Below are 15,918 nucleotides of genomic sequence, written 5' to 3' on the forward strand. Positions count from 1 at the left end.
GGAACGATGAAAAGCCAACATTGGATCAAAAAAATTTTCTGGCTGGGCGCATTGCTACCAGGGCTTGTGCAAGCTGAATTTCTGGATCTGGCGACCATGCCGTTGCAAACCTCCGGCAGTTCGGATGTCAAACCAAACCTCATGTTTGTGCTGGATAACTCGGGCAGTATGGGCTGGGATTATGCGCCTGACTGGTCCAACTCTTCTTCACCATGGTTGTTTGATAATGCGGATTACAACACGCAGTACTACAATCCAGAGGTGCAATATAGCCCGCCGTTGACCTACCTGGCCGCCAGTATGGCCAATCAGACTAATTTTGCGGCGGTGCCGAATGAGGTGAATGATCTGGGCGGTGGCAAAAACGGGACCACTGATATCCGCTCGATGGCGACTTACTATGCGTTTATCCCAGGAGAGTTCTGCTCCACGCCTAGCCTGACCAGTTGCGTGATCTCGAAAGAGGCAACGGGAAGCTATATTTATCCGTCCAATATCCGCTGGTGTAACACCAGCACGGCTGCAACCAGACGCAGTTTGACCGGCTCCATGTATTGCCAGAAGATCCGCAATGCCAGCAGTACCGTGAATGACGGCAATACCTATACCAATTTGCGCAGGCCTATCTCCACCTATACCCTGACGCTGAACAAGACCAGTAATAATGCGTCCATACAAAGCATAAAAATCAATAATATTGAGCTTTTATCCACTACCGTCTCAGTCAACAACTCATATAACAGCAGCCAGTTTGCCAGTGAGGTGCGCAATAATATGTGCCGTACCAGTCTGTCGGGCAATTGCAACCTGAGCGGTAATACGGTCAATATCAGCAGCAATGTGCTGACGATTATTACGCCTGCTGGTGAGCCAGTGAACACCGCCGCCCCGATTCAAGTCACCATGACAGGTGGCAATTACACGGCTCAACTGACGACTAATACCACCACTGACATTCCCGGCAGCATGGTCTACGTCAAGATTTCAAGTGATGTCCCTTATACAGCCCCAGGAAAAACGACCAAAGGGCTGGATAGGTTGGATTGTACCGGCACTACTTGTACGCTTACCGAGGAGATGACCAACTTTGCTAACTGGTGGGCGTATTACCGTACACGTATGCAGTCGATGAAAACGGCAGCCAGCCAGGCATTCAAGGCGCTGGATTCCCGTTATCGCGTTGGTTTGGTCACCATTAATAGTCCGAGTTCCAACTATCTGGCACTGGCACCGTTTAATGCTAGCCAGAAGCAATCCTGGTACCAGAAACTGTTTGCGGTGTCTGCCAGTGGCGGCACCCCGTTGCGTACGGCACTATCCAGCGTAGGGCGGCATTTTGCTGGTAAAAAAACATTGGGCAATGATGACCCGATGCAATATGCCTGTCAGTCTAATTTCACCTTGCTGACCACGGATGGTTACTGGAACGACAGTAGCAATCCAACCCGTATCAATAGTACAGCCATCGGTGACCAGGACGGTAGCAGTCCACGGCCACAGTTCGACAGTAGCGCTAAGTCCAACACGCTGGCGGATACGGCCAAGTATTTTTATGATACGGATATCCGGGATAATACGTTCTCGAATTGTACCGGTGGCTTAGGCTCTTCTGTGTGTGGTACAACCAATGATTATCCAAAACAGAATATGGTGACCATGACCTTGGGCCTGGGCATTGACGGCACATTGGTTTACACCGAGGACTACAAAACGCGGACCTCCGGCGATTACAAGGATATTTCTTCCAATGCAAAAAACTGGCCGGACCCAACCCTCAATGAGGATGGCACCCGTATTGATGACTTATGGCATGCGGCAGTAAACGCAGGCGGCACCTATTACAGTGCCAGCAACCCCAAGTTGTTACGTGAGTCATTAGCGAAGGGCTTGTCCGAGATCAAGTCTATCCAGGGCGCCAGTGCCGCCGCTGCCGCCAGTAGCCTGGCGCCGACCAATGGGGATAACTTCCAGTATGTGGCCAGTTACCAGTCCGTGAAGTGGACAGGCAATCTGGAGGCACGCACGGTCAACACGACCTCTTTGCAAACGTCAGAAAGCGCCGTATGGTGCGTTGAGAATGTGGCCGCAGAAACATGTACCTCACCTGCAACGGCGGCTAGCCAGGACGGTAAGCTGTATTGTAAAACGACTAACTCTGATCAGACTGCGTGCGGGAATGCAGGGGGCGCATTAGGTTCTGCCATTGGCATGAGTGAGCCTGCCTCGTGTTATGTGGCGATTGCAAGCAGTTGTACTGGCAAGTTACAGAATCAGCTGGGTGCAAACCGTCAAATATTCTTTAATGCCAATAATGCAATGGTATTGTTTACGGCAGATAACTTACCTGTGCAGCATCGCACTACGCTGGAAAATGGGTATAAAGCGTTGAGCCAGATGCAGGGCTTGCCTGCCAGTGACCTGCGGATGACTGAACCTAATAAAGCCGGCAAGTTGGTGGATTATCTCCGAGGGAATAAGACTTACGAAGATACCTCATCTAATCCGGTTGCAGATAATCGCTGGTTCCGTGAGCGGTTAGCAACGCTGGGGGATATCTCACAGTCACGCCCCGCTTATTTCAAAGCCTCTAATGTGGATTATCTGGATGCCGGTTATAAAGCCTATAAGGCATCAAGAAAAGCCTTGCAAAGTGGAACGGTCTATGTGGGCGCCAATGATGGTATGTTACATGCCTTCAACGCCGATAACGGTAATGAGCTGTGGGCATTTATCCCCACCCCGGTGATTGCCAACCTGGCCAATCTGGCCGATAAAGAGTATGGCTCCAATTACCATACCAATTACGTGAATGGCAGCCCGGTGGTCACCGATGTTTGTATCTCCGGCTGCAGTGGCGATAGCGCTATTTGGCGCACTATCCTGGTTTCTGGGTTAAATGGCGGCGGGCGTGGCTATTTTGCCATTGATGTGACGAACCCCGGTAGCCCCGTGTTGCTGTGGGAGTTTTATGCACAGACCACCGGCGCGAATAGTAATCTGGGGTATACCTTTGGTAACCCGCTGGTGACTAAAATGCAGGATGGCCGCTGGGTAGTGCTGGTGACTTCGGGCTATAACAATGGCACCAATGCGCGTAAATTGAATGATGGTACATTGGTCGCTAACACGCCAACCGGGAATGGCGGCGGTTACCTGTATGTGCTCGATGCCAATACCGGCAGCGTGTTGAAAACTCTCTCTACCGGTGAAGGCAGTGCTGGCGAGCCTAGTGGCCTATCAAGAATCTCGGCCTATGCTGACCAGATGTTTGAAAATAACATGGCCTTGAATGTGTATGGCGGTGATTTAAATGGCAACATCTGGCGCTTTAACATCAACACCAATGCAGTGACTAAAATTGCGACCTTACGTGATGGCGGCGGTAATGTGCAAAAAATCACTACCCAACCAGAATTGGGTAAGGTCGACAATAACAAGGTGGTCATGGTGGGGACAGGGAAGTTTCTCGAACCGGCTGATTTGACAAACACCCCACAAAACTCTGCATACACGTTTAAAGATAACGGGCAAACCACGGCGATCGGGCGTGCGCAACTGACGACGCAATCACTGAGTGGTGATCGTGTCGTGACCTCGAGTGGGACGGTCAATTTTGATACCGGCTATGGCTGGGTGCTGGATTTCCCGGCGGGCGAGCGCGTCAACCTGGACCCGCTGTTATTAAATGGTGCTTTGCTGATGCCCACCATGGTGCCTAGCAGTGAGGCCTGCAACGGGGCAGGCTATGGCTGGTTTAACTTCTTTAACTACAAAAAAGGCGGCTCTTTGCTAACCAGTGGCATCGTTTCCGAGCGCATGACTACCCCGGCGGTGGGCTTCAATATCGTTTATGACGGTAATGGCGTGCCACATGTGGTGGTGACGGGCAGCAATGACCCAACACCGCAGCAACTGAGTCTGGACGACCAGGTATTTGGCCTCTCGGCGACGAGCAGGTCGACTGAGATTTTCAAGCAGAAGAACAATGGCAGCTATGGCACCAAGCAAAGCTGGCATGAGTTGATACAGTAAAAGTGTCACCAATAAAAAAGCCCCTAACGGGGCTTTTTTGTTACCTGCGGCTTATTTCACCCGTTGTGCAAACACATACAAAATCAGGCAAATCGCTACAACAACGCCAATCAGGGTATAGATGCCTACCGCGCCTAAAAACATGGTTGCCTCCTGTGATGGTGATGGTCGAAGGTTTATTTTAGGCAAACACAAGGGGAGTGTCTAGGCGTGCCTGAAACGCGTGCCCAGAGGGGGATGTTGCAGAGGTCGTGCGTGAATTTGGTACAGATTGGCCGCGGCTGTATACCGGGCAACAATGCTTGGCGCTAAACCACTTCCAGTGAGAGCTCTGCAGGTTTGTAAATCGCTTGAATATTATTGTCAGCCACAATGTCCTCAGCCAGGTACATAATGTCCTGTGCTGTCATCAGCTCAGGCATACTGGCGGTGTAGGTCAGTGGCTCATCTTGCCATTCGCTCATGATTCTTCCTTTATTTGCTGGTGTGTATAACTGTATTAACGTCATGCTTGGTCCATTCTTAAGTCGGGCATTCTGGTTTATGGCGGTTTTCCATATCACCATCGATTAAAACTATGTTAACCAGGTTGTGTGAAGATTTCATGAAGTGAATGCATTGTTTAGATGACAGTGACCTTGCTATTCATCTGTCCTGAAATGGCGCACAATAAAAGCACTTAGAGCGAGGGTTGGCTGATGAAGATTGCAAGGATATTCGCTGTGTTTGGGCTGTTGCTGCTATGCTATGCAGGTTTCTGGTATTGGCAGTCACTGACGGAGGCTGAGCCCATCAGCCCGCAGAGCGATGTTGCGCAGGCGATTAATCAGTGTGACCTGATTGCCAGCAAGGCAGCAGCTGGGTTGCCTGAAGTCTTGCCGTTTCAGAAGCTGGAGAAAGCGGCCAGGCAGTCGCGCGTACTGGATCGCTGCATGCAAGATCGCGGCTATGAGCAGAATCCGGCCTGGGTAACGCAAGCCAATCAGCAAGCTTCACGTATCGCACATGAGCAGGGTATTTCTGAGGCTGAGGCTTATGAAACGCTGCGTCGGCAGGCCATGTTAAACGCGCAGCCAGGCGCGACTGGCTACTGGCGCAAACCTGCCTGAGTGATTAGCGTTTTTGGCCGAGATAATCGGTTTTGCCAAGCGGTACACCGAGGTGGCGCAAAATGTTATAAGCCGTGGTGGTGTGAAAATAGACGTTGGGCATGACCCATTTTTGCAGGTAGTCCAACCCGGTAAATGTCAGGTCCACTTTGCGGATCGTCAGCACGATTTCTTTGCTGTCAGCCCCCTCCAGCAGTTCTGGTTGGATTTGTGCCAGAAAATCTATGGTTTTATCGATTCTGGCGTACAGCATGTCAAAGCTGGTTTCATCATCGGCATATTGCGGAATTTCCAATCTGGCCAGTCTAGCGCCTGCACCTTTACTCATATCGCTGACCAGTTGCACTTGTCTGGTGAGCGGATACATATCGACAGATAAACGGCTGTTCAGCAGCACTTCAGGCGCCACCTTTTTCTGCTCAGCATACAATTCACCTTGTTGCAGGATGTGTTTCAAGTTCTGCAAGGTGCGTAACAATGGCGCGATACTGACATCATATAAATGCATGGCGTAATCCTCTTAATAGTCATAACGCCGATATTGTAACGCTTCTGCAATGTGCGCATCACTCATGTGTTCTGCACCGGCCAGATCAGCGATAGTCCTGCCAACCTTGAGAATGCGGTGATAACTACGGGCGGATAATGAGAACTTGTGCATGGCAGTTTGTAACAGGTGGCTAGCTTGTTCACCGAGCTGGCAAACATCCGCAATCTCCAGCGGGCCTAGCATCGCGTTAGGCTTTTGCTGGCGTTGCATTTGCCGCCGTCTCGCCAGCGTCACGCGGGCGCATATACTGGCACTGCTTTCACTTGGCTGATGCTGGCTCAACTCCTCTGGTTTAAGGGCTGGGACATCTATATTCATGTCAATGCGGTCAAGCAAGGGACCGGAAAGCTTGTTTTTGTAACGTAAGATTTGTTCTGGTGTGCAGCGGCAGCGCTGGTTGTAATGCCCGAAGTAGCCGCATGGGCAGGGATTCATCGCGGCAATCAACTGAAATTGTGCCGGAAAAGTGGCTTGCCTGGCGGCACGTGAAATGGTGATGCTGCCATTTTCGAGCGGCTCGCGTAATACTTCCAGCACCTTGCGGTCAAACTCCGGCAGCTCATCCAAAAACAGCACGCCATGATGCGCGAGGCTGATTTCACCGGGGCGTGGCACGCTGCCTCCGCCGACCAATGCCACTGCCGAGGCAGTATGGTGTGGCGTCCGAAAGGGGCGTTTTTTCCAGTTCGTTGCTGGAAACTGTCCGGTCAGTGACAAAATAGCTGCGCTTTCAAGCGCCTCCTGCGTGGTCATTTCTGGCAGGATGCCGACAAACCGTTGCGCCAGCATGCTCTTACCCGTGCCTGGTGGGCCGCTCATTAGCAGGCTGTGCTGGCCGGCCGCAGCAATCTCCAATGCGCGTTTGGCACGCAGCTGACCTTTGACCTCCTGATAATCTGGCAGCAAGGTGTTTATTGCAGGCGTGACCAAAGGGTGTTGTGGCAACGATTGTTTGTCAGACAAATGCGCGCATACATCAAGCAGGCTGTCTGCCGCAAAAATGGTGCAGCCTTCGACCAGGCTCGCCTCATATGCACTTTCTTGGGGCAAGATAGCCGCTCTGGTGCCCGCTTTGTCTTGTAGCAGTTGATATGTCATCGCCAGCGCGCCACGAATTGGCCGTAATGCGCCTGTGAGCGCCAGTTCACCGGCAATCACATAATTTGCCAGCTGTTGTTTGGGCAGTTGGCCTGAGGCGGCCAGAATGCCGAGCGCAATCGGCAGATCGTAGCGTCCGCCTTCTTTTGGCAGGTCGGCCGGCGCAAGGTTGACGGTAATGCGACGGGCTGGGAACTCAAATTGTGCCGTCTGTATCGCTGCCCGTACTCTGTCCTTGCTCTCTTTTACTTCGGTTTCAGGGAGGCCGACGATGGTGAAACTTGGCAAGCCATTGGCCAAATGCACTTCTACCACCACCTCTGGCGCGTCCATGCCGCTCAGTGCACGACTGTATAACACCGCCAGACTCATTTCGCACTCCTGAATATTGGAATGCTAACAATTGTAAATTAATTTTTACTTCTTGGCTGGTTGAGCCTGTTCCAGCTGGCTGATTTTTTCTTCCAGTGTTTTCAATTGTTGCTGGGTACGTGCCAATAGTGCTGACTGAATATCGAATTCTTCGCGTGAAACAAGTTCCATTTTGGTGAGCGCGCCCTGAAATAGTGCATGCAAATTGGTTTCTAGCTCTGAAATGGGGCTTGAATCAACTAGTTGTTTGATTTTAAAAGATAATTCTTTAATTTTTTCGTTGGTAAATAGCATGGTAAGCACTCCTTTGCACAATATTTTAGCATGTATAGCAGGGTTGAAAATATAATTACCCCAATACAATAAGTTCATAATTAATAAAAAACAATTTGTTATTATGTTTTTTTAATAATTAANNAGTTTATATAGGTTGGCACGTGCCTTGCTTTGTGGTCAATGTTGTTTCATTCTCGTTTACAACAATTCGATCAAAGATTTTCACAGAGAGAGGACTCATAAATGCGTCAATCTATTTTGCTCACAGCAGTTTTGGGTGCATTATCTTTTGCACAAGCTTCATACGCAGCTGAAGAGGCTAAAGAAGAAGCTAAATCTGACTGGTCTGCGACCGGTAACGTTTCTTTTGTATCAGATTACTACTCACGTGGTATTTCACAATCATGGCATAAGCCAACCGCACAAGGTGGTATGGATATTACCCATTCTAGCGGCTTCTATGCTGGTGTCTGGGGTTCAGGTGTCACGCCTAACACTTATCCAGATTCAACCACTGAAATTGATATTTATGCTGGTTACAATGGTAGCGTACCTGCTGTTGAAGGTTTGGGCTGGAGTGCTGGTCTGTATGGTTACCTGTATCCAGGTGGCTCTTGGAAAAAATACCGCGCATCTAACCCAACATCTGGTAACCCTAACGATCCATTAACACCAAAAGGCGGCCGCTGGGATACTTATGAGGCTAACGTCGGTTTGTCTTATGGCTGGTTGAGCGGTAAATTGTCTTATACCCTGACCGACTGGTGGGGCGCGGATAAATCAACAGGTTGGGATGGCAGCACTAAAGGTTCTACCTATTTTGAATTGAACGCGGCTTATCCATTGCCATGGTGGGATTTGACTTTAATTGCTCACGTGGGCCGTTTGAATGTTGCGGGTAAGTTGAACTACAACTTTTCAACAACTGGTACTGGTGGGGTTGATAACTTCCCAAGTCAGTCACTGAGTGGCGCAACTAATCCAGACTACACAGACTGGAAAATTGGCTTGAGCAAAGCGTTCAAGATTGGTGCTACCGAGGGCTGGAACGCCGGTGTATACTGGGTTGAGTCAGATAACTCCCGCTACTGGGACAAAAATGGCTACGGTGGCACAAGCTTTAACGGCAAAGGCGACTTGACTACAGCACAAAGTAAAAACCTGAATGAAGGTCGTTTGGTATTAACCCTCGGTCGTACATTCTAAAAAGCAAGTTTAGATCTGGCGGGCATCGTGCCCGTCAGAGTTAACAACGGGAGAAGCAAATGAAATTTGTATCCGCAATAATCAAGCCATTTAAGCTTGATGAAGTGCGTGAGGCTTTGTCCAACATTGGCGTACAAGGCATCACAGTCACTGAGGTCAAAGGGTTTGGCCGTCAAAAGGGGCATACCGAGTTATATCGTGGTGCAGAATATGTCGTGGATTTTTTGCCTAAGGTGAAGCTCGAAGTAGCCATCAAGGACGACATGCTTGATCAAGTCGTTGATGCGATTGAGAAAGCGGCTGCAACTGGCAAAATCGGTGATGGCAAAGTATTTGTCTTCGATCTGGAACAAGTTTACCGTATACGTACCGGCGAAACCGGTCCGGATGCGCTATAAGAAAGGGCTTCAGCTATGAAGAAAATTCTTTCCATGTTATCACTGGTCGCCTTGATTGGCCTGGCGGCAACCCCAGTGAGTTATGCTGAAGAGACTGTGACTGAAACGATCACAGTACAAGAAACAGTCACCCCTGATGCAGCACCAGCGGCCGAAGCGCCTGCTGCAGAAGCTGCGCCAGCGGCAGCAGAGGCTGCACCAACATTGGATGTAGGTAATACCGCATTCATGATTGTGGCCACTGTGTTGGTAATTTTAATGACAATCCCAGGTTTGGCCCTGTTCTATGGTGGCTTGGTGCGTCAGAAAAACATGCTTTCCGTGTTGATGCAAATTTTCGTGGTGTTCTCATTGATCTCCGTGTTGTGGGCGGCTTACGGCTACAGTATGGCGTTTAGTGAAGGTAATGCCATCGTTGGGGGCTTGAGCAAGGCATTCCTGTCAGGCATTACAACGGACAGCTTGTCTGGCACTATCCCTGAATATGTTTTCCTGACTTTCCAGATGATTTTTGCTGCGTTGACACCAGCATTGATCGTGGGTGGTTTTGCTGAGCGTATGAAGTTCTCTGCTGTATTGCTGTTCACAGCGTTGTGGGTGACCTTTGCTTATATCCCAATCGCACACATGGTGTGGGGTGGTGGTTATCTGGCTGAATTGGGTGCCAAAGACTTTGCTGGCGGTACTGTTGTACACATCAACGCTGGTGTGGCTGCGCTGATTGGCGCCATGATGTTGGGCAAACGTATCGGTTACGGTAAAGAAGCGATGCCTCCGCATAACCTGGTCATGACCATGATTGGTGCGTCATTACTGTGGGTGGGTTGGTTTGGTTTCAACGTAGGTAGCGAACTGGCTGCTGATGCCACTGCAGGTATGGTTCTGGTAAACACACAACTGGCAACTGCGGCTGCTGTATTGGGCTGGATCCTGGCTGAGTGGTTGTTCCGCGGTAAACCAAGCATGTTGGGTGCTGCATCCGGTGCGGTAGCTGGCCTGGTTGCGATTACACCAGCATGTGGTTTCATCGGTCCGATGGGTTCTATCATTCTGGGCTTCACTGCCAGCTTCGTCAGCCTGTGGGGCGTGACCAAGTTGAAAGGTGCGCTGGGTTATGACGACTCACTGGATGTATTCGGTGTGCACGGCCTGGCAGGTATCTGGGGCGCGGTAGGTACAGGCGTATTGATGTCCCCTGGTTTGGGTGGTGTTGGTTATGCCGAAGGCGTGACCATGGGTGGTCAGGTTTCTACCCAAATCATCGCCGTCGTGGTGACCCTGATCTGGACGGGTATCGTGAGTGTGATTCTTTACAAAGTTGTAGACGCTGTTGTAGGCTTGCGCGTAAGTGAAGAATACGAGCGCGAAGGTTTGGATACGACTGAGCATGGTGAGCGTGCTTACAGCCTGTAATCCGTGATGTGAAAAAGAAAACGGCTCATTGAGCCGTTTTTTTTTGAACTTAATAAAATACATTTGTATCCATGTAGTGGGCCTGAACTAAAATAACTCTTAATTATGGCAAATCTAACTCCCTCCCTGTTGAGCCCGGTACAACGGGTATTAAAACTCGCCGCCTTTGAAAAGCAGGATATCCTGCTTCTGGTTTACCTGACACTAGTCTATGGCGTGTTGGGAATCGCGACGCCTGTGGCGGTACAGACCATGGTCAATATCGTCACCATGGGCGGCGTGTTGCAGCCCTTGTATGTGGTCGGCTTTATCCTGTTTTGCCTGCTGGCCTTGTCGGGGGGGATTTACGCGATTGAGAGTTTCCTGGTTGAGCTGATTCAACGCCGGGTATTTGTGCGGCATAGTTTGCTCATTGCGCAAAACACACAACAGATTCATGTCTCTGTCTATGACCAGCACAATCCAGTGGAGCTGGTAAACCGCTACTTTGATATTCAGACGGTGCAAAAATCGGTGGCAACCCTGCTCACGGTTGGCCTGACCGCCTTGCTGCAAGGCTTGATTGGTAGCGTGGTCTTACTGTTTTACAGCTTGTACTTCGGCATTCTGGTGATCCTGATGCTGATCGTATTGTGGGCTGTCGTATTTTTGCTGGGCAAGCAGGCGGAAACCACCGCGCTCAAGGAGTCCAAGGCCAAGTACGATATGGCGGCATGGCTGGAAAACATTGCACGCAATAAATGGTTATCCAAGTTTTATGGTGCCAAACAACGTACTACAGAAAATACTGAGGTGCTGGCCCAAAACTATCTGGGTGCCAGAGTACAACATTTCCGCGTATTAATGATGCAGTTGATTGGCGCGGTTGGCATGTATGCGGTGATCGGCACCGGCATGCTGATTCTCGGCGGCACCTTAGTGATCAAGGGGCAGATTAACCTGGGCCAGTTTGTGGCGGCAGAATTGATTATTTTTGGTGTGCTGTCTGCCTTTGTGCGCTTTGTGACCAAGCTGGAGTATTTTTACGATTTGCTGGCTGCGGTCGATAAATTAGGCGTGCTGGAGACCTTGCCGGTGGAGACGGTGGGTGAGCATCAGTCCAGCCTGGACGGCTATCATCCTTTAAAAGTGGTTGGCCTGGGTTTTAGTCATCTTGCTCAGCCAGCACTGATGAGTCAGGTGAGTTTTGAATTGCAACATGGCCAGAGTATGGCGATTCTGGGCGCATTGGGCAGTGGTAAAAGCACCTTGCTCGAGCTGTTAACCGGACTCAGGCAACCTGCCCAAGGCTATATCAGTTATGGCGGCATAGACTTGCGCCAACTGAACCTGGACCACTTGCGTGACCGTATTGGTGTTGCCAATAAGGTCGAGTGGCAGCATGGCTCTATTCTGGATAATCTGCGCCTGACCCGCACTAACATCACGCTGGATGCCATGGTCGATATCTTGCAAATGCTGGGCCTGTGGGAAGATATCAGCCAATTGCCCAAGGGCATGGATACCGTACTGACCGATTATGGTGCGCCCATGACGTATACCCAGTTGCAACGCCTGATGCTGGCCAGGGCGATGATAGGACGTCCGGACTTGCTGATCATTGATGGCTTGCTGGATGGGCTCGGCCAGCAGGAGCTGGATCAGGTGCTGACCTTGCTTAAGCGCCACCAGTCAGATTGGATGTTGATTGTGACCACGCGCTTCCCCCATATTGCACAGCAATTCCAGCAGGTGATGACCCTGGATAGCCCGCGCAACCAGGCGGGAGACCATCATGCATAATCAATTGCAACAAGCGCTGATGCACAGCGTGCAAACGCCGCAGCATTTGCGTGTCTGGGTCAAACGGTTAGCCTGGTTGTTAGTGGGTTTGCCGACCTTGTTTTTATTTTTACCCTGGCAGCAAAACGTGACGGCCTTGGGTAAGGTGACTGCCTATTCACCTTCCGAGCGCGTACAAACCATCGATGCGCCGGTGAATGGCCTGATCAATCGCTGGCATGTGCAAGAGGGCTCGCAAGTGAAAGAGGGCGATTTGCTGCTGGAGATTGCCGATACTGATCCTAATTTTAAGCAGCGTCTTGAAGCACAGCGGGATAATTTGCAAAGCAAGCTGGGTGCGAAACAAGATGAGTTGCGTAATTACGAGTTACAGAAACAGAACCTGACCGCCGCGCGCGATGCCAAGATTTCTGCGGCCCAATACAAGCTGGATGTGGCCAACCAGAAAATCCGCAGTAGTCAGGAGGCGGTGAATTCGGCGCAGGCGACATTGGATGCGGCCAGCCTGCAAGTCAATCGTTTGCAACGTTTGTTTGCCGATGGCCTGGTGTCTAAGCGTGATTTGGAGGTGGCTGAACGTGACCATATTATTGCCAGCCGCAACCTTAATAGTGCGCAGGCGCAATGGCAATCAGCCAAAGCAGAAGCCAGTTCGGCGGCGGCGGATATCCAGCAAACCCGTTCTGATACCCAGGCCTATTTAGACTCCACTTCTGCGGTGATCAACAAGATTCGCGGCGAAACCGCAGACAGTGAAAATAGCCTGCACAATTCAGAAATCTCACTGGCGCGGCAAAATATGCAGCGCATTGTCGCGCCCAGGGATGGCACGATTTTCAGGTTACCGGTCAATTCGCAATCGCAAATTATCAAGCAGGGCGATCCCTTGCTGGTGATTGTGCCCCATACCTCGCAGCGCGCGGTCGAGCTATGGGTTGATGGCCGTGATGCACCACTGATTACGTCCCGCAGCAGTGTGCGCCTGGAGTTTGAAGGCTGGCCTGCGATACAGGTGCCCGGTTGGGCGCAGGTCGGCGTTGGCACGTTTGAAGGTGAAATTTCCTTTGTCGATCCGACAGATAACGGCTCAGGTCATTTCCGTATCATGGTTGTGCATAAAGCCGGTACACCAGAATGGCCATCGGCCAGGTTTTTGCGCCAGGGCATCAGCGCCAAAGGCTGGGTACTGCTTGAGCGTGTGACCATAGGCTATGAATTGTGGCGTTTGCTCAATGGCTTTCCGCCACGTATCCCGCCAGAACCCGTGCCCTTGCAACAGGCCGGAGGCAAAGCCGCATGACGCGCTGGCTGGTAACACTATTAGCGCTTGCTTCGCCTTGGGGCGCATTGTTGGCCGATGAGGTGACAGACACGCGGGCGCGGCAACGCCTGGAAAAGACCGAAGGGCGGGCGTTAGAAACCTATAGTCCGCAACCTGGCCTACCACTACACGATGCGGTCAAGCGACAGCAGCAACGCAAATCGTCGGTGACGGTTGATTTAAAAAGTGCGTTAAAGCCGTTTGATAGCCCGGAAAGTGAAAGTATTGTGCCAATGGCACCAGGCTCTCAAGTCACCATTGCCGATATTCGCCAGCGGGCATTGCAAAACAATTTGCAAATCAAAGTGGCAAAAATGGATCCAGAGCTGGCGAGACAATCACTACGAGAAGAGCAGGCCAAGTTTGACCAAGTGATTTTTGCTTATGCCAAATATGCCGAAAAAGACACGCCTGCCATGGCAGGCGATAAAGTCATCCTCAAGTCAGACAATGCATTGTTGAATGGCGAGCTGGCAAAGCTCAACCTGGATGCGCAAAAAAAGGAATTCTGGGATGTCGAAGCGGGTGTCAAAGTGCCTTTGCGTACGGGCGGTACCGTGACCTTGAGTGCGCCGCTGGAAAACCGGCAGAGCCTGGGCAAGTTTGCCAGCGACCAGTACCGCAGTGCCTTGCGCTTCTCGTTTAGCCAGCCTTTGCTACGTAATGCGGGTCAGCAGGTGAACGAAGCCAGCATCCGTGTTGCCGAGCTGGACCGCGACAGCGTGCAGTTGAAAACCCGCTTGCAGACCATACGCATTGTCGCTACTGTGGACAAAGCCTATTGGGAGCTTTACGAGGCGTGGGCGGCGCTCGATGTGCGCAAGAACCAGTTCGAATATGCCAGCCAGAACCTAGCCATGGTCAAGCGCCGCGTGCAGGAAGGCTTAACGGCCGCTGTAGAAATCAATCGTGCCGATATCGGCGTGGCTGACCGCATGGAAGCGCTGATTGTGGCAGAAACTAACCTTAAACTGGCACAACGGCAATTACAGTTTTTACTCAATGATTTGCCGGATGATCAAACAGGCCAGTCGCCATGGGTGCCAATGACGGCGCCTAGCCTGGTCAAGTTTGAGTTTGACCGTGCGCATTTGATCCGCGATGCGCTGGATAGCCGTATTGAGTTGCTGGATCAGGAGTTGAAGCTAAGTGCTGACCTGGTGCAGATTGATTATCTGCAAAACCAGACCTTGCCGTTATTCACGCTGGATTACCAGTATGGGGCATTGTCCGGCTCCGGCGAGCGTTTCGGTGATATCGGCCAGGACTTGTTTGGTGGCCGTTATCGCGACTGGTCGGTCGGCCTGAAGTTTGAAATGCCGGTGAGTAACGAAGCGCGCAAGGCCAAGCTGGATCGGGCCGTGGCACAGCGCATGCAGCGCCTGACCACCAAAACGTTACAAACGCTGACCGTAAAACGCGAGATACATGACTCGCTGGATAAAGTGGACCAGAATTGGCAGCGCATTATTGCAGCGCGTCAGCAAGTGCTGGTGGCTGGTATTAACTATGAAGCCGAGCTCAAGCAGTTTAATGAAGGTTTGCGCACCATGACCGAGGTGCTGGAAACGCTAACGCGTCTGGGCGAGGCGCAGTTAAAAGAAATTCGCGCCATTAGTGATTACCAGGTGGCGCTGGTGGATATGGCTTATGCCACTGGTACCGTACTTGGGCATGGCCAGATCAGTTTGCAATAAGCTTATTCGCTGATGGTTCTGCCCGGGTAAAGGGCTTCAGTCAGTTGCAGCAGGTTCATGCGGTGTATGCCCGACTTTTCACCATTTTTACGTGGTGCGGTGCGGATATCATCGGTTTCAAATACGCTGATGCGTTGTGTGCCAAAACGCGTTTCTACCAGCAACACCGGCACCCGTTTGCGTACCAGGTCGTGCTTTTGCTTACCCGGCCGGTCTGACATGCGAAATTGCTGCTCATCCAGCCGGTAAGGCACATTCTGGTTGAGTAAATAAATCTCCAGCTCTTTGCCGCTTTCCGCAAACACATGGATGTCGGTGTCAGCATAAGGGCCTGCCGTGCCCTCCATCACCGAGCCGATCAGATGCGGATTAAACTTTTTGAGTAGCTGCATGGTGTGCAAGGCCGCTTGCCGCAATTCCAGCAAGTGCGCCGCATCATTTTCATCGGCATACAGGGCATGGTACTCACGCAAGGCTGTATCAATTTCAGCGTTGGTTGGCAGAGGGGCATCCTGTTGTATGCCCATGAGCTTGACTGCCTTGCGTTTGGCGCGGCCATAGTCACTGATGCCTTCCTCAAACATCAGGCGCGCGGCGGACTGTGCTATTTCTTGCCGCAGATCACTTGAAAAGTCGTCAAACATCGCATCAAGCTTTAAGTTGA

General features: G+C 51.2%; 13 protein-coding genes. 8 read left to right on the forward strand and 5 right to left on the reverse strand.

The annotated features are described in order from the left end of the window. The first annotated feature begins 6 nt into the window (after positions 1–6). Positions 7–4,032, forward strand: a complete 4,026-nt coding sequence (locus B3355_RS00445) for a pilus assembly protein (protein ID WP_292779081.1) — start codon at positions 7–9, stop codon at positions 4,030–4,032. 308 nt (positions 4,033–4,340) lie between these two features. Here the strand turns inward: B3355_RS00445 and B3355_RS00450 are convergent, their stop codons facing one another. Next, positions 4,341–4,496, reverse strand: a complete 156-nt coding sequence (locus B3355_RS00450) for a hypothetical protein (RefSeq protein WP_019880917.1) — start codon at positions 4,494–4,496, stop codon at positions 4,341–4,343. Positions 4,497–4,754: 258 nt separating this feature from the next. On the opposite strand from B3355_RS00450, the gene B3355_RS00455 reads away from it, so the two are divergent. Beyond that, entirely contained in the window at positions 4,755–5,141 is a 387-nt protein-coding gene (locus B3355_RS00455) for a hypothetical protein (RefSeq protein WP_235272961.1), read from the forward strand. A 4-nt stretch (positions 5,142–5,145) separates the two neighbouring features. On the opposite strand, the gene B3355_RS00460 is transcribed toward B3355_RS00455, so the two are convergent. The 3 genes from B3355_RS00460 to B3355_RS00470 are packed head-to-tail and all read right to left on the reverse strand — an operon-like array spanning position 5,146 to position 7,455. Then, a complete protein-coding gene (locus B3355_RS00460) occupies positions 5,146–5,649 on the reverse strand; it encodes a DUF1993 domain-containing protein (protein ID WP_292779090.1) in 504 nt (167 codons plus the stop codon). A gap of 12 nt (positions 5,650–5,661) precedes the next feature. Next, complete coding sequence (locus B3355_RS00465; protein ID WP_292779092.1) at positions 5,662–7,161, reverse strand: YifB family Mg chelatase-like AAA ATPase; 1,500 nt, start codon at positions 7,159–7,161, stop codon at positions 5,662–5,664. Between the two features lie 45 nt (positions 7,162–7,206). Continuing rightward, positions 7,207–7,455, reverse strand: a complete 249-nt coding sequence (locus B3355_RS00470) for an accessory factor UbiK family protein (RefSeq protein WP_019880955.1) — start codon at positions 7,453–7,455, stop codon at positions 7,207–7,209. A gap of 225 nt (positions 7,456–7,680) precedes the next feature. Between B3355_RS00470 and B3355_RS00475 the strand changes: the two genes are divergently transcribed. From B3355_RS00475 to B3355_RS00500, 6 genes are all read left to right on the forward strand, one after another. Further along, positions 7,681–8,643 (forward strand): TorF family putative porin, encoded by a 963-nt coding sequence (locus B3355_RS00475; RefSeq protein ID WP_292779094.1) that lies wholly within the window; start codon positions 7,681–7,683, stop codon positions 8,641–8,643. 59 nt (positions 8,644–8,702) lie between these two features. Further along, on the forward strand, positions 8,703–9,041 hold the full coding sequence (glnK, locus tag B3355_RS00480) for a P-II family nitrogen regulator (protein WP_018986930.1): 339 nt from the start codon (positions 8,703–8,705) through the stop codon (positions 9,039–9,041). A 15-nt stretch (positions 9,042–9,056) separates the two neighbouring features. Next, on the forward strand, positions 9,057–10,454 hold the full coding sequence (locus B3355_RS00485) for an ammonium transporter (protein WP_024930313.1): 1,398 nt from the start codon (positions 9,057–9,059) through the stop codon (positions 10,452–10,454). 105 nt (positions 10,455–10,559) lie between these two features. After that, positions 10,560–12,236: an ATP-binding cassette domain-containing protein gene (locus B3355_RS00490; RefSeq protein WP_292779111.1), complete on the forward strand. Its 1,677-nt coding sequence runs from the start codon at positions 10,560–10,562 to the stop codon at positions 12,234–12,236. Next, positions 12,229–13,536, forward strand: a complete 1,308-nt coding sequence (locus B3355_RS00495; protein WP_292779113.1) for an HlyD family secretion protein — start codon at positions 12,229–12,231, stop codon at positions 13,534–13,536. Before B3355_RS00490 ends, B3355_RS00495 begins: the two co-directional genes overlap by 8 nt. Continuing rightward, positions 13,533–15,254, forward strand: a complete 1,722-nt coding sequence (locus tag B3355_RS00500) for a TolC family protein (RefSeq protein ID WP_292779115.1) — start codon at positions 13,533–13,535, stop codon at positions 15,252–15,254. The genes B3355_RS00495 and B3355_RS00500 overlap by 4 nt, the downstream gene beginning before the upstream one ends. 2 nt (positions 15,255–15,256) lie before the next feature. Here B3355_RS00500 and B3355_RS00505 read toward each other — a convergent pair whose 3' ends face one another. Further along, positions 15,257–15,898, reverse strand: coding sequence for a hypothetical protein (locus tag B3355_RS00505; RefSeq protein ID WP_024930317.1), 642 nt, complete (start codon positions 15,896–15,898; stop codon positions 15,257–15,259). Between the last annotated feature and the right edge of the window lie 20 nt (positions 15,899–15,918).

The organism is Methylophilus sp. UBA6697 (assembly GCF_002454655.1).
Lineage (GTDB): Bacteria > Pseudomonadota > Gammaproteobacteria > Burkholderiales > Methylophilaceae > Methylophilus.